The sequence below is a fragment of the Streptomyces sp. NBC_01520 genome, assembly GCF_045040375.1.
In the GTDB taxonomy this organism is placed as follows: domain Bacteria; phylum Actinomycetota; class Actinomycetes; order Streptomycetales; family Streptomycetaceae; genus Streptomyces.
Map to the genome: position 1 here is coordinate 1,683,455 of NZ_CP109404.1, position 14,432 is coordinate 1,697,886.

At 69.6% G+C, this 14,432-nt stretch carries 11 protein-coding genes; 5 read left to right on the top strand and 6 right to left on the bottom strand.

The window, feature by feature from the left end; all coding sequences use genetic code 11:
- The first annotated feature begins 338 nt into the window (after positions 1-338).
- Together OG524_RS07645 and OG524_RS07650 are read left to right on the top strand one after the other, a co-directional pair.
- The gene (locus OG524_RS07645; RefSeq protein ID WP_405391699.1) at positions 339-836 is read left to right on the top strand and encodes a phospholipase; all 498 of its coding nucleotides are present in this window, start codon (positions 339-341) and stop codon (positions 834-836) included.
- A gap of 187 nt (positions 837-1,023) precedes the next feature.
- A complete protein-coding gene (locus OG524_RS07650; protein ID WP_405809575.1) occupies positions 1,024-1,356 on the top strand; it encodes a hypothetical protein in 333 nt (110 codons plus the stop codon).
- A gap of 41 nt (positions 1,357-1,397) precedes the next feature.
- Here OG524_RS07650 and OG524_RS07655 read toward each other — a convergent pair whose 3' ends face one another.
- The 3 genes from OG524_RS07655 to OG524_RS07665 are packed head-to-tail and all read right to left on the bottom strand — an operon-like array spanning position 1,398 to position 3,658.
- Positions 1,398-2,399: a hypothetical protein gene (locus tag OG524_RS07655; RefSeq protein WP_405809577.1), complete on the bottom strand. Its 1,002-nt coding sequence runs from the start codon at positions 2,397-2,399 to the stop codon at positions 1,398-1,400.
- Positions 2,347-3,213: a hypothetical protein gene (locus tag OG524_RS07660; protein ID WP_405809578.1), complete on the bottom strand. Its 867-nt coding sequence runs from the start codon at positions 3,211-3,213 to the stop codon at positions 2,347-2,349. Before OG524_RS07660 ends, OG524_RS07655 begins: the two co-directional genes overlap by 53 nt.
- A 52-nt stretch (positions 3,214-3,265) precedes the next feature.
- Positions 3,266-3,658, bottom strand: coding sequence for an ATP-binding protein (locus OG524_RS07665; protein ID WP_405393284.1), 393 nt, complete (start codon positions 3,656-3,658; stop codon positions 3,266-3,268).
- Positions 3,659-3,831: 173 nt separating this feature from the next.
- Between OG524_RS07665 and OG524_RS07670 the strand changes: the two genes are divergently transcribed.
- Together OG524_RS07670 and OG524_RS07675 are read left to right on the top strand one after the other, a co-directional pair.
- Positions 3,832-4,218, top strand: a complete 387-nt coding sequence (locus tag OG524_RS07670) for a DUF6234 family protein (protein ID WP_405809580.1) — start codon at positions 3,832-3,834, stop codon at positions 4,216-4,218.
- Positions 4,219-4,527: 309 nt separating this feature from the next.
- Positions 4,528-6,522 (top strand): N-6 DNA methylase, encoded by a 1,995-nt coding sequence (locus OG524_RS07675; RefSeq protein WP_405809582.1) that lies wholly within the window; start codon positions 4,528-4,530, stop codon positions 6,520-6,522.
- Positions 6,523-6,658: 136 nt separating this feature from the next.
- Here OG524_RS07675 and OG524_RS07680 read toward each other — a convergent pair whose 3' ends face one another.
- The gene (locus OG524_RS07680) at positions 6,659-7,744 is read right to left on the bottom strand and encodes a S1 family peptidase (protein WP_405391693.1); all 1,086 of its coding nucleotides are present in this window, start codon (positions 7,742-7,744) and stop codon (positions 6,659-6,661) included.
- 465 nt (positions 7,745-8,209) lie between these two features.
- Between OG524_RS07680 and OG524_RS07685 the strand changes: the two genes are divergently transcribed.
- A complete protein-coding gene (locus OG524_RS07685; RefSeq protein WP_405393283.1) occupies positions 8,210-9,055 on the top strand; it encodes an alpha/beta fold hydrolase in 846 nt (281 codons plus the stop codon).
- A 58-nt stretch (positions 9,056-9,113) separates the two neighbouring features.
- Here OG524_RS07685 and fxsT read toward each other — a convergent pair whose 3' ends face one another.
- Entirely contained in the window at positions 9,114-13,049 is a 3,936-nt protein-coding gene (gene fxsT, locus OG524_RS07690; protein WP_405391692.1) for an FxSxx-COOH system tetratricopeptide repeat protein, read from the bottom strand.
- Positions 13,046-14,386 carry an FxsC protein gene (gene fsxC / locus OG524_RS07695; RefSeq protein ID WP_405391691.1) on the bottom strand — a complete coding sequence of 447 codons (1,341 nt, stop codon included), beginning with the start codon at positions 14,384-14,386 and terminating at the stop codon, positions 13,046-13,048. Before fsxC ends, fxsT begins: the two co-directional genes overlap by 4 nt.
- Between the last annotated feature and the right edge of the window lie 46 nt (positions 14,387-14,432).

Here is a 14,432-nt window from a genome sequence, read left to right on the forward strand (position 1 = left end):
ATCGACCCGAACCGGCCCAGGACACCGCCACGGCCCGACAGGGCGGAGAACCCTTCACGAACCGACGCCACCCAAGCATTGCAGTCATTGACTCAGTTCACAAGCCGCACATGGCTCGCGAGCGTCAGATCCAGCCGCCACTCGCACGGTTCAGGCCACCCGCCTCCACCACCGGGCGGACCTCATATCCGTCACCCGACACGCACGTCAACTCCTGACGTCCAGTTGACGCAACACCTAGGCATGACAGGTGCATGGCGGCATCCTGGGACGGTTCCGTGCGACCCCGCGAAGCACGGCACGCACCACAGCTCCCCCACACCTCACGGAGGTTGTTCATGCGCCGTCGCCTCGCCACACTGCTCGCCGCAGTAGGCCTGTCACTCCCGCTCACGCTGATCCCCGCCGCATCCGCTTCGGCCGCCCCGTCCGACAAGCCCCAGGTCCTCAGCTCCTGGACCCAGACAAGCGCCTCCAGTTACAACGCCTGGAACTCCGCCCGCAACAACCAGGGCGCCTGGGCCGCGTACGGATTCGACTGGACGACGGACTACTGCAGCACCTCACCAGACAATCCGTTCGGCTTCCCCTTCCAGACCGCCTGCGCCCGCCACGACTTCGGCTACCGCAACTACAAGGCCGCCGGCACGTTCTCCGCCAACAAGGCCCGCATCGACTCCGCCTTCTACTCGGACCTCAAGCGCGTGTGCGCCGCCTATTCGGGCGGAACACTGACGTCGTGCAACGCCACGGCCTGGACGTACTACCACGCCGTGGACATCTTCGGCGTGGCACCGGCCAAGGCGGCCCCCGGCGGACTGCCGCAGGCCGCCTGACCGCCACCATCCCCTCCGGGCCCGTGGTTCACGTACGGCGCCCCGGGCCCGGAGGCCTTGTCGTACGCGCGCCGATACCGCTCGCAGCAACACACCCGCAGCCCACCACCGGCCCGCTCGCGCGACGGCAGGACGCCCTCCCTTAGGCTCCTGTGGCCATGACCGAATCACGGAGTGCAAGGCCCTCATGACTCGTCCAGAGACGAAGAGGGCCGCGCGAAGATCATGGGCGGGGGTCGTCGCCATCGCTCTGTGCGCTGTGGTTCTCCTGGCGCTGCATACTTTGGGCGGCTTCTTCACACTGAACGCCCTTCTCACCGAGTCCGAGGGCCCGTGGGACTCCACGGTCACCGACACGGCGCGGGCGATGGCCTTCCTCGCCCTGGTGATCGAACTGCCGGCCGCCGCGCTGACACCCGCCTTCGTCTCGCTGGTGGGTCTTCGTCGCTGGTGGTACGCGATACCCGCCGTTCTGATCCTGACGGCGATCGCGCGGATGGTCTTCGCACCGGTTCCGTGACCGGTCGCCGCGTCCGAGCCGGGCAACGCCCCCCGCCAGGCTCACCTGTCGCGTCCCGGCGATTCGATGATGCGCCGGACATCCTGCAGCGTGGCCTCCACGGTCCGGACGAGTTGCTTGGGAACGCGGGTAGCCAGGACCCTTCGCTGCTCAGGCGTCACCGCGCTGTCGTGATAGGCGAGCCAGGACCGGGCCCCTTCGATCGACTTGGCCACCTGGGTGCGCGCCGGCCTGCTCAGACGCGGTACGGAAGCTTCCAGTTCGCGCACAAGCGCACGGAGGCGCTGAACGCGAGGGTGCTCATGCGTGGCACTTCCGCCGCTGGTCCCGGCCGCCGCGTGATGAGGTACGAGGTGCTGCGGTCCCTCTCGGTGACCGGACCCCGGCCGGTGACGGGCGGGCATGGCCGACGGCGGTGTGCTGTGAGCGGCGAAAGCCCGTTCGGTCTCGACGGCGGCCCAGCGGGCGAGGTCGGACGAGGTCTCCGAGCCTCGCAGCCCCAACTGGGTGAGTACGCGCGGCAGGTACGGCAGCGGCGCGCCTCCCCTCCGGATGAGAGCCGACAGGACCGGCCTGTCCTCGCGGAGGGGCCGGTCGACCTCGACCAGCAGGGAACACCGATCGGCAAGGGAGTACGTGACCATGTCAGGGTTGACCGTGCGGGCGAGCTGGTCCCACGTCACGGTCGCACACCGGGCGGCACAGTCCGACAGGGCATCACGCAGAGCGGCCACCAACTGGGTCCGGTCCATCGGCACGACTGCGGCGGCCGGAGCCGGCCGCTTCGGCACCCGGCTGGGCTCCGAGGTGACGGACGGCAGGGCGTGGACTTCCGGATCAGGGGTCCACAACCCCGTGCGCCGGGCCTCGTGCGCGTTGAGCCGCACATAGCGGTCCGCTTCGACGGCCCATCCCCCGCCTCCCGCGTCCAGGAGGATGCGCGCACCGTCGAGCACCCGGTAGACGTACTCCGGAGGCGGTACGTCGGTGTCACCCGGCAGCGAGACCAAGGTGCGGGCGATGGGGCCGTCGATCGGCTTCACGTCCGCGACCAGAAGATACCGGCCCCCGCCGCGAACAGCGGTGCGGCCGGCGCGGTGACGTCGGGGGCCGGCGCGAACACCATTCCCCCTGGAGGGGGAAGGCCAGCGGTTTCGGCCGCGGCGGGTTCAGCCGGATCTCCTCGACGTACGGCGTGACGATCCCGGACGGCGTCAGCACGCAGTCTTCGAGCGGGGCCCAGGCGAGGCTGCGGTCGCGCGCCTCGGCCCCGATGTGGACCCGCCGCTCACCGCCGACCGTCTCGCAGCGGACGCGCAGGCAGTAGCCGTGACTGCTGACGATCTGCTGGGTGACCGGTCCGTCGGAGGCGAGGATCCAGTCGACGTCATAGCCGTCGGCGGCGAGTTCGTCGGCGGCACTGCGCCAGGCCCGGTATTCGAAGGGGCTGAGCTGGAAGCGCAACCTGCGGCGGCTGCCGGCGAGGTGTACGTCCACCGCGTCTCCGGGGCCGGTCCCGAGATCGCGGGTCTGCACCGTGCCGCGCAGCTTCCGCTCGCCCAGCAGGCGCCGCACGCCCTGCTTGATGAACAGGTGGTCGGCACTGGACTCGCCATTGGCGGTGCGGCGACAGACGGGGGCGCCGGGATGGTGGGCGAAGTGGCACACCTTGGTGGTGTACCGACGGTCGCTCAGCTCACCCCCGCAGCCGCCGAGCTGGAGCCCGCACCAGTAGTTGTACGAGGGGTGCGCCTTCCGCCAGAAGTCCAGCTCGTGCGGATCCATGGGCAGGATGACCGGCAGATCGGAGTTCCTGTCACCGATCACGGCGGTCTGAACAAGCCGGTAGTCCAGCAAGGTGCCCCTCCCCTCAAGAAGGCCCGACCAGCATGTCAGTCGTTGACTGAGTTCACAAGATGGTTCGTACGGTCACTTCCGCCCAAACCGTCTTGGTGCAGGCGTCCCGGAATGTGCAGCCCCAACGGTCCACGTACGCATCGACGATGAGCAGCCCGCGTCCTGCAACGGCATCGGGGCGGGCGGGTGACAGGGCAGACAGAAGGCGCTCGGGGCGGGTGTCCGTCACTTCGATGCGCACGGCGTGGGGCAGGAGTCGCAGAGCCAGGCGGAAATCCCGGCCGGGCAGGCGGCCGTGGGTGATGGCGTTGGCGGCCAGTTCGGCCGCAACCAGGGCGACGTTCCTGGCGGTGCCGGAGCCGTACGCGATCCCCCACGCGGAGAGCTGCTGTTCGGCCAGCCGCCGCACGAGGCGGGCTCCTCGCGGGGTGCTGCTGAGGCGGATGACGAACTCCGCCGCCCCAGGTCCCGCCCCCGGGCCACCGCGCCGCCGCCCCGGCCAGGTCGTCCTGACGTACCTCCGTTCCCGGTACGGCCGTTGTACAGGCGTGGGCGGGTGCGACCGGATGAGTAGCCGTGCTCAGGTCCGGTCCGATGAACGGGTGGAGGATCGGATCCATGTTCCTCCTCGCTGGAGACCTCGTTCTGGGAATCGCACTCACGGCGGTGGAGTGCGGCGCGCTCGCCGCGTTCTGGTACGCCGAAAGCTTCAGGACCTGGGCGGCCCGAGAGGGCCGCGTCCCCGGTTCGACAAAGCGCGTCCTCCTGGTCCTGACGGCCGCACCCGTCGTTCTGGCATCGGTCGGCTACCTGGCCTTCCGCACCGGACTCCGGGTGACGTGCGCGACGCAGGCACTGCTCGCGGCCCCGCTCGTGGTGCTGCTGGTGCTGGGGCTCGGCACGGAGGGCGGGCGCCTGATCACCGGCCGGTGGGGACGTCGCCGTGGCCCGACGGATACCTCGGGCGGGGATCAGAGGAGGTGCCGTAGGGGTCCGGGGCCGTGACGCGGGACAGCCCCTGCTGTTGAACCGTGTCCGGTCGCAGTGGGGTGACCTGGGCGCACAACGGGACTTCCCGAACAGGGACGACGGACTCGCCCGCATCACGTGAGGTGATCGTGGCAGGGCCCGTCGTCAGTGGACAGCGCCCAGCCCGGGACCGAATGCGCCGATATTCCCCGGCATCCACATTCTCCGCACGCCGGACCCACCCATCCGCCCTGTGAACAAAGTCAACGTTCGTAGTAGCCTGCCCTGACTGAGGCCGCTGGGACGCCGACCCGCCCGGCCCGCCAAGGACCCGGAGACCCTCGAATGCGTACAGCCAACGCCGTGCCGGTCAGTCTCGCCGAGATCGCCCGGATCGCGGGTGTGGGGCGTGCGGCGGTCAGCAACTGGCGCCGGCGCCACGACTCGTTCCCGTCCCGCATCGGCGGAACGGATGTGAGCCCCCAGTTCTCGCTGTCCGAAGTCGAACGCTGGCTGCGTGACAACGGCAAACTGCACGACGTCGCCGGCCGCGAATTCCTGTGGCCCCGGTTCGAAGCGCTGGGCAGCAGGGACGAATCCGGGCTTGCCGTGGCCGAGGCCGCCCGCCGGATGCGTTCCCCGCGGGCCCGTTCCCATGCCTCGGACCTCTCCGAGGAGGCTCGGGACCTGGCGGGTGAGGCGGCGCGGCTGGGGCGGAGCGAAGGGCCGCGCGAGACGTTCGAGTTCCTGTTGCAGCGGTGGCTGGACACCCACGTCCGCCAGCTCAGCACCACGCCCACCCGACTGGCCTCGCTCATGGCCCGGATCGCGCTGGGCGCCCGGCTCGGTGAGGGCAACGGCGGCCTCACGGTCTTCGATCCCGCGTGCGGCACGGGGCATCTGGCGGAGGCGGCGGCGCAGGAGTACGCCGGTCCGGGCCTGGCCCTGCTGGGGTGCGAACGCGATCCGGCGCTCGCCGCCCTCGCCGCGGCCCGGCTCGGTTTCGCCACCGAGGGCCGGGCCGACGTGCGTGCGGAGATCGCCACCGCAGACGCCCTGCGCGCGGATCCGTATCCGGGGCTGCGGGCCGACGTCGCGCTGTGCAACCCGCCGTTCAACGAACGCGACTGGGGTTACGAGGAACTGGCCACCGACCAGCGCTGGACCCACGGGCTGCCGCCCCGCACCGAACCGGAGCTGGCGTGGGTCCAGCACCTGCTGACCCATCTGCGGCCCGGCGGCACCGCCGTGGTGGTCCTCCCCCCGGCTGTCGCGTCACGCAGGGCGGGCCGCCGCATCCGGGGGTCCCTGCTGCGTACGGGAATACTGCGGGCGGTCGTGGCGCTGCCGCCGGGCTGCGCGCAGCCGCACAGCGTCTCGCTCCAGCTGTGGGTCCTGCGAACCGCCCCCGACGGTCCCGTCTCAGGCGCCCAGGACGCACTCCTGGTCGACGCGACCAGGCTCGCGAAGCCGGGTGCGCGTGAGCAGGGCCCCGACTGGGATCCGCTGACGGACTTCGTGCTGTCCGCCGTGTCGCAGCTCGACACGCCGGGGAGCGAGCTCCCGGACGGTGCCGTGAGGATTCCTCTCCTCGATCTGCTGGACGACGAGGTGGACCTCACCCCGGGGCGCTACACCTCCGTGGGCGGCGACCCGTCGGGCGTCGAACTCGCGGCGTCGTGGGAGGAGCTGACCGGTTCTCTCGGCCGGCTGACGGAGCTTGCGCGGCATCTGTCGAAGCTCGGCCTCTCGGCCGGGGAGTCCCGTACGACGGCCACGGTGGGCGACCTCGTCAAGGCCGGTGCTCTCACCCTGCGCGCCGGGCAGCAGCCGGCGGAATCCGCGCAGCCGCCGCTCCGGGACACGGGTCTGCCGCTTCTCACCGTCGCCGACCTGCTGATGGACGGGACCCCGAGCACCGAGGTCGTTCCCGAGACGGCGCCGACCGTGGCCGAGGAGGGCGATGTCGTGGTCGCCGGCGTGGTCCGCGCCTTCCGGGCCTGGGTGCACGAAGGGCCGCCGATCGCCCTGGGCCCCCAGCTCCACGTCCTGCGCGTGGACTCCGAGAAGCTGAACACGCACTTCCTGGCCGGGTGTCTGCGCGCGCCGTCCAACGGCCGCCAGGCCGGTACGCACGCTTCGAGCTCGTCCCGTGTCGACATCAGACGCCTGCATGTGCTGCAACTGCCCCTGGAGGAGCAGGCGGCCTACGCGGAGGCGTTCCGGCACCTGACGTCCTTCACCCGGCTGCTGACACGTGCCGACGCCCTGGGCGGACAGCTCGCGGGCGACATCGGCGACCGGCTCGCGGCGGGCGGGCTGACACCTCCCGGCCGGTGACGCGGGGCGCGCCTGGCCCGGGTCACGCGGGACGGGCCGAGCTCAAGCCCGGGCCCGGTGACGAACGGCGGGCCCGCCCGCCTCACGTGGGGGTGAGGCAGCGAGCCCGCCGTACGCGGAACGCGTGGATCCGGGGTCAGCCGATCTCGGCCCCGTACGCCGCCAGCGCCTCCGGCACCGGCTGGAAGAAGGTCTCGCCGCCCGAGGAGCAGTCGCCGCTGCCGCCGGAGGTCAGACCGAGGGCGGTGTCGCCCGAGAAGAGCGAGCCGCCGCTGTCGCCCGGCTCGGCGCAGACGGTGGTCTGGATGAGGCCGTTGACGATGTCGCCGTTGCCGTAGTTGACCGTGGCGTCCAGGGCGGTGACCTCACCGTCGTGGACCTGGGTGGTGGAGCCGCTGCGGGTCACCGACATGCCGACGGTCGCGTCGCCCGCCTGGGTGATCGCCTGGGTGGATCCGTCGTAGAGGTCGACCTCGCTGGGGTGTTCCACGTCGGCCGTGTACTTGACGAGGCCGTAGTCGTTGTCCGGGAAACTGGAGCCCTCGTTGGCGCCGATCTCCGCGCCGCCCTGCGAGTCGGACCAGCTGGTGATGGACTCGGTGCAGTGTCCGGCGGTCAGGAAGTACGGTTCACCGTCCTTGACCACGTTGAAGCCGAGCGAGCACCGGCCGCCGCCGCCCCAGATCGCGTCGCCGCCCGCGATGAGGGGCTTGAACTCCCCTGCGGACTTGTTGAGTTCGGCCTTGGAGCCGAGACTCTCGACCACCGCGCTGAGCTTGTCCCAGGCAGCGCCGTCGACCGTACGGTCGGCCGTGACGACCACCTTGTTGCTGACCGGGTCGACCGCCCAGGAGGTGCCGGGGAGGGTCGCCTTGTCGGTGAGGGTCTGCCGGGCCGACTTCAGCTCGGCGAGCGAGTTCTGCACGACCCTGGCCTTGCCGCCGGACTGGCGCACCCGCTCGGCGGCCGCCGCGTCGAGGACGTTCACGACGAGGTTCTTCGCCTCGGCGTCGTAGTACGCGCCGGCCGCGTCGCCGCCCAGGGTCTTGTCCAGGGTGGTGGCGAGATTTCCGGCCGCGTCCGCTGTCAGTGTCCGTGCCGTGAACTGCGGAACTTCATCGCTGGCGTTCGCAGTCTGGAAGGTGACTCCTGCTGCAACCAGGGCGACGACGGCCGAACCGGCCAGGGCCGCACGCTTCCTGGATATGCGTCGGTGCTTCAACTTCGACCTCCTGTGGGGCCGCGTTCGGACAAGTGGGGTGCCCGGAACACGGAGGATGGAGCCGCCCACTATTCCGACGCGCCCGGTAGCACACAAGGCCGACTTCAGGACGGTCACACGACGGCGACGCTTCGCTCCCCTCCCGTTCACAAGAGGACGCCCGGCCACGTCGATTCCGTTCGCGAACACCGCGTGCAATCGAACACGGTCAGCGGGTGAGGTCTACGCCTGTCCTGATTTCGCCCTTCAGGGTCCGGATGCTGGGGCTGCGGGTCCGGATGCGGTGCAGGGCGCTCTCTGGGCGAACACGGGTTCCTTCCGACAAGCAGTGCCGGTAATGCCTTTGATGCGCCATCATCGAACTGACAGCACACGCCGGGCACGTAATGCCCGGAAAGGGCGGAATCACCGAACGGAGGAGTCGGGGTGGGCAGTCGGGTGCGGGTGGCGGACGGACGGCATCTGATGGTCGAGCGTCAGGGGGATCCGCACGGCAGACCGGTCTTCCTCCTCCACGGAATGCCCGGCAGCCGGCTCGGGCCCGCTCCACGCGGCATGGTCCTCTACCACCGCAACATGCAGCTGATCGCCTACGACCGTCCGGGGTACGGCGGTTCCGACCGCCTGCCGGGACGCCGGGTGGTGGATGTCGTCGAGGACGTCCGGGCGATCGCCGACTCGCTGGGCCTGGAACGCTTCGCCGTCGTCGGCCGGTCCGGCGGCGCGCCGCACGCCCTGGCCTGTGCCGCGCTGATGCCCGACCGGGTCACCCGTACCGCCGCGCTCGTCGGCCTGGCCCCCTGGGACGCCGAGGGTCTCGACTGGTTCGACGGGATGGCCGCGTCGAACGTACTCGCGTACTCCACCGCGGCGGCCGACCCCGACGGACTCGCGGAGTCCTTCATCAGCCGCTCGGCGGAGATCCGGCAGGACCCGGTCCGGCTCCTGGACGACCTCCGCCGGGAGCTGACCGACTCCGACCGGATCGTGGTCAACGACGCCGGCATCCGCACGATGCTGCTCGCCAACTACCGTGAGGGGCTGCGCACATCGGCGTACGGCTGGATCGACGACGCGATCGCGTTCTGCCGGCCATGGGGGTTCGACCCGGCGGACATCACCGGCCCGGTGATGCTGTGGCACGGCGAGAAGGACGTGTTCTCGCCTGTCGGCCACTCCCGCTGGCTGGCCGGACAGATCCCGGACGTCACCGCCGTGATGGAACCGACGGCGGCGCACTTCGACGCGCTGTCGGTGCTTCCGTCCATTCTGGACTGGCTGCTGGACGACCGGGAAGCCGCGGTCTGCTGACGGCGGGCGGGTAGCGCGGCAGGTGGTGGGGGCTCCGGCCAGGAGCCCCCACCCGACCTCACACCGACATCGGTTCCAGCTCGCGCCAGAACCTGCGCTCGTCCCTCGCTATCCGGGTCAGCGGATGATCGTCCCCGAGCTGGCGCGCCAGCTCGTCACCCGTCTCCGCCCGCACCCGCAGCGCCTCGTCCTTGCGCCCCATCGAGTCGAGCGTGACCGCGAGGTTGGAGGCCATGGCCAGGGTCTCCGGGTGGTGTGCCCCGAGAACCTCCCTGAGCTGGCCGGACACCCGCCGCTCGGTCTCCAGCACCATGTCGAGGTCGCCCACCTCAGCCGTCGCATTGGCCAGGTTCATGACGGAGAACAGCGTGTTCGGATGTTCCCGCCCGAACACATCGCGCATCGAGGCGACCACCTTGGTCAGCAGCCTCTCCGCCTCCCCCGCCGCACCGTTCCCGGACAGGTAGACACCGAGGTTGTTCTGCGCGGCCAGGGTGTACGGGTGCTGCTCCCCCGGCACCTTCATGTACTGGTCGACGACCTCCTGCGCGGAGTCCCGGGCCTCGGCCGCCTCCCCCGCGGCGAACAGGTCGGCCGCCATGTTGAGGTCGCAGGCCAGTGATTCCGGGTTGGCCGAGGTGTATTTGGCCCGGTACCTGGCACGCGTGGCCACCGTCAGCCTGCGCGCGTCCTCCAGCTGCCCCGCCCGGCGCAGGGACACCGCGAGGCTCTTGGCGGCGCTCAGGGTGGTGGGATAGGTGCGGCCGAGGGTGGCCTTGTAGCTGTCGTACGTCCGGCTGAGCAGACCGACCGAGTCCTCGTAACGTCCGACTTCCCGCAGGTCACGGGCCAGAGCGTTCGCGGAGGACAGACTGTACGGGTGCTCGGCCCCCAGGACCTCGGACCTCAGGTCGTAGCAGTCCTGGTCAATCTCCCGCGCCCTGGCGTACTGCCCCACACTCCGCAGGTTTAGCGCCAGGTTGTTGGCCGCCGCAAGCGTCCGGGGGTGCCGTTCGTGGAAGATCTGGCCGAATCCCTCATGGGCCTTGGTCGCCAGCTCGATCGCCTGGCCATAGTCCCCGAGCAGGCCCAGGTCGATGGCCAGGCTGCTGGTGGTCATGAAGGTGTGCGGGTGCTCCGGACCCAGGACCTCCTGCTGCCGCCGGAGGGTGAACTCATCGAGCTCCTTCGCCTCCACGTACCGACCGCGCGTGCGCAGGATGTTGGAGATGTGGAAGCAGAGGTACAGGTACTGAAGATCCTCCTCCCCCAGCATGACCATCCAGGTCTCTCGCAGTTCGTCCCCGAGCCTGGCCGCGGTCCTGACGTCTCCACGCTTCCACAAGTAACGCACCCGGTCGATGAGAAGCCTGCGGGTCTCCGGTTCCTTGCAGTTGCGCGCGTCGGACGGGCCGAGGTGCGGCCAGATCGCGGCGAATCGCGGCCATGTCGTCGGGTTGTCGATCGGCTCGTCGTCGTCGGGCCGCGCGCCCGCCAGAACCCGGTGGACGACATGCCGGGCCTCACGCTGCTCCTCCTCGCTGAGCTGGGCTCTGATCACCGCCTGCACCAGTCGGTGGACCTGGATCGAGTTGGAGACCTGGTCAACCTTGGCGAGGGCGAACCTGCCGATCTCCCGGATGACCCGTCCCAGGACCAGCTTCTCCTGAAGCGAGGAGTCGTACGGCTTCAGTGCCTCGATCATCTCCTTGCTGTAGAGGAGATTCGCCGAGATCGGCTCCGGGGCGAAGAACGCGCAGAGCTGGAGGAGTCGCACCGCGGCGGGCGAGCGTTCCTTCAGGCGTTCGATGGAGATGTTCCAGGTGGCCGCGACCGGTTGCGGGTATCCGGCCGGCTGGTTCAGGGCCAGTACCTGGGGTGCCTGCCGAGCCAGCTGCTCAAGATAGGCGTCGATGGGCGTCGCGGTCTCCGCGATCCAGGCCGCCGCCTGCTCGACGGCCAGCGGCAGGTCACCGACGGCGGTGGCCACCTGGGCGGCGTCCTCGTCGCTCAGCCCCGGGGCCCGTCGCTGCAGGTGCTCGATCGACTCCTCCCGGAGGAAGACGTCGACGGGAAGAGCGTCTCCGTGCTGGGACCACGCCTGGTTCCTCGACGTGACCAGGATGTGGCCGGAGCCGCCCTGCGGGAAGTAGCGCCTGAGCCGCTCGGGATCGTCGGCGTTGTCGAAGACCAGAAGCCAGCGGTCCGAGGGCACGCCCCGGCGCAGCAGGTCCACGGCTTCCTGCGAGGCGCTGGCCATGTCGTCCCCGCCCTGTGCTCCGAGGCGCACGGCGAGTTCGGCGAGACTGGCCACCACGTCGTCGGTCTGCTCGGACGATATCCACCACACCAGGTCGTAGTCCGCCATGAAGCGATGCACATATTCCAGGGCCACCTGGGTCTTGCCGACGCCCCCGAGTCCGTAGAGGGCCTGCGGCTGCGGCAGCACGACGGCCATGCCACCACCGAGTTGGTCGCGCATGCGCTCCAGGACCAGGGAGCGGCCGGTGAATCCAGGGTTGCGGGGCGGTGCGTTCCAGATCCTCGGCACGGTGCCGGGGAACCGTGGCCCGGGCGACACCCCGTCGCCGAGCTGCACCGGCCTGTCCAGCGCCCGCATCAGAGCGGCGGTGGCATGTACTTCGTCCAGCCGGAACAGGTCGACCGGGTTACGGTCGATGTATGGGGCGGAGAGCCGCACATCACTGACCCTGAGTGGCAGCAGCTGTCGCCGTCCGCCGCCGGAGTCGTCCGCGACCGCCCGGTCCCACAGGTCCACAGCCCGCTGGGACTTGAGGTACGCGCTGGAGAGCAGCACGACGGTACGGGCCGCGGCCTCGGGCGTGGTGAGCGCGGCGTCCACGGTGACGGGTTCGGCGGAGACGTCGCGTGGGACCACGCGGAATCCGGCGCGGGTGAGGACCGATTCGATCCAGTCGGCCCACATGCGGTTCTCCGCCACATAGCTGAGGAAGAGATCGGCGGGCAGGGCCGGCCGGCGGCGGGTGAAGGCGTCCCGGATGCGCAGGCGTACCTCTTCACCCACCGGTGGCATCGAAGTGATCTCCCGCTGTGTGACGACCGCGGTGAGGCGTTCGAAGGCGGACAGGAGCGAGTTGCTGAGCCCTGCCTCGTCGCCGAAGGTGGCGAGGGTCTCCTCGTACGCGTAGTACGGGCGGTAGGGAATCTCCACCGCACCCCAGTAGGCGGTGAGTTCGTCCCCGGAGAGGTCGCGGGGCAGCCGGTCGAACTTCAGCCGGGCCAGGGCGCGGCCGGCGTCGGCCTTCTCCTTCTCGCCCTCGTCGATGCGCATCGGGACGGGGAAGATGGAGATGGGGCGGCCCGTGTAGCGCTCGGCGATCTGCCGGGCGACGGAGGCCGCGCCGTCGATGGACTGGTCGCTGAGGGTGAAGCAGTCGACGAGCACGTCCGGGAGGTGGACGGTGCAGATGTCGGCGATGTCGCTGAGGCCTGTACGGCTGTCGATGAGGACGTAGTCGTAGTTGGCCTTCATGTCGTCGCGCAGGGCGTCGAAGAAGTGACCGCCGCCGAGCCGGTCGTAGAAGTTGTCCCAGTCGAAGGTGGAGACGGTGGCGGAGTACTCCCGGTTCTGGCGTCCGGCGGAGACGAAGTCGAGGGTGCCGCCCTGCGGGAACTGCCAGCCGAGTGCTTCCGGGTTGAGCGATACGGCGTGCGGCTGGATACGGGCGTAGTCGCGGTGCCAGTCGTCGGACCGCTGCGCCGGGTTGGTCGCGGCCCAGGCGTACTCGGTGATCAGGTCGATCACCCCGGTGGTGGCGCCGAGTGTCGACGGGTCGAGGAAGGGGTGGAAGAACCGGTGGAGCCCGGGGGCTTCCAGGTCCCAGTCGACGGCCAGCACCCGCTTGCCGTTGGCGGCAAGGATCCAGGCGGTGTTCGCCAGGGCCATGGTGCGGCCTGTACCGCCCTTGTACGAGTAGAAAGTGACGATGCGCCCGTCACGACCGGCTGTCATACGTCCTCCGCATCCGTCGCAGGGTCGTGCATGTCGGGTATGAACTGCGTGCTGCCCATGGGGCCCATCAGTCGCGTCCGTTCACTGTGCCGTCCACCTGCCGGTGGATAGACCGTCGCATGCCTCAGATACTGCTGAGCGGCAACCTCGACCACCTGGGGAAGGACCTGCCCGAACGCCTCCATGGTGGGTACCCCCTTGGCCGCCGCGCGACAGAAGGCCCGTCCCTGCCGCATCTTCGTCGGCATCGTCCGTTCGAGCTTCTCGGTCAGTTCGGCTTCGGCGGACCTGCTCTGATGGTCTTCACGGCACCAGGGGACGACCATGGTCACCCAGGGCCGGTTCTCCGCGTCGAAGGCGGCGAGCCTGCGCCTGCGGTCCTCGTCCTGCAGGGCCCAGCGGTCGACGAGGAGAATCTCCGGGGTGCTGGGCGGCTGTTTCCCTTCCGGCTGCCCGGATTCCTCGTCGAACGAAGTGATGACCGCCTGGTAGTTGAGCGAGCGCACCAGTTCTTCGGCAACATAGGCCAGAGGCCTTGCGGCGGCAGGATGATAGGGATTCCACTCCTGCGGATTGTCGCCGTAGTACGCCGGGTTGCGCCCTTCGGGCAGGTCGTGGCGTGTGGGCGCGGCGATGGTGATCCGCATGGGCCTGGGAACGCCCACACCGCTGTCCGGTGGCCCGAAGGCGCTCGGGACGAGGCGATAGTCGAGTGGTCTGCCGGATTCGAGCTGCACGGTGTCGGCGACGCTGACGATGCGTTTGGCCAGTTCGTAGACGGCCCGTTCGTATTCCTGGGCGAACAATCGAAGTTTGATCAGTCCGTAGAGCCCGTCGCTGACGTAACGATCTCCGAAGTCACGGTGGTTGAACTGTAACCGCTCCGCCGGACCGGGAAGTTGGCTGGGAGGAACGGGTACCCAGAGTGCGGGGACGATCGCCTCCGCGGGCTGATTCGAACGCGCCCGGTAGTGGATGGCCCGCTGCTCGAACGCGTACCACTCCTTGCCGCACATCTCGCTGGCGAAGTAGCGCGGCGAGAAAAGCGGCACGAAGACCCGGCAGTTGGCCAACACGCCGCCCAGACGTTCGGACCAGCCCTCGCCGGAGCGTATCTCCCGATCCATGAAGCCGGCCGGAGCACCCGCAGGCAGGTTGGTCATGGCCATCACATGGCCGCATAGATCTTGGAATAGCCGTTCGACCCACATGTCTGGGTCCGATCCACCGCCGTACCCCGGTGTGTGAGCGTAACTCAGAAAGAAGTACGGCCGATGGTCCGCTCGCTGTTGCGTAAATGCGTGCACACGACCCCCGTCCTGTGTGAGCACCCGCATCCCAGGACTATGAAGGGGGTGCGAGCGAATTCATCATTCCGGAGCG

Bases quoted from the DNA above. Each gene is read 5' to 3' on its own strand.
- OG524_RS07685 (WP_405393283.1), top strand. From the start codon at position 8,210: ATGGTCGAGCGTCAGGGGGATCCGCACGGCAGACCGGTCTTCCTCCTC.
- fsxC (WP_405391691.1), bottom strand. From the start codon at position 14,386: ATGCGGGTGCTCACACAGGACGGGGGTCGTGTGCACGCATTTACGCAA.
- OG524_RS07675 (WP_405809582.1), top strand. From the start codon at position 4,528: ATGCGTACAGCCAACGCCGTGCCGGTCAGTCTCGCCGAGATCGCCCGG.
- fxsT (WP_405391692.1), bottom strand. From the start codon at position 13,049: ATGACAGCCGGTCGTGACGGGCGCATCGTCACTTTCTACTCGTACAAG.
- OG524_RS07645 (WP_405391699.1), top strand. From the start codon at position 339: ATGCGCCGTCGCCTCGCCACACTGCTCGCCGCAGTAGGCCTGTCACTC.
- OG524_RS07670 (WP_405809580.1), top strand. From the start codon at position 3,832: ATGTTCCTCCTCGCTGGAGACCTCGTTCTGGGAATCGCACTCACGGCG.
- OG524_RS07650 (WP_405809575.1), top strand. From the start codon at position 1,024: ATGACTCGTCCAGAGACGAAGAGGGCCGCGCGAAGATCATGGGCGGGG.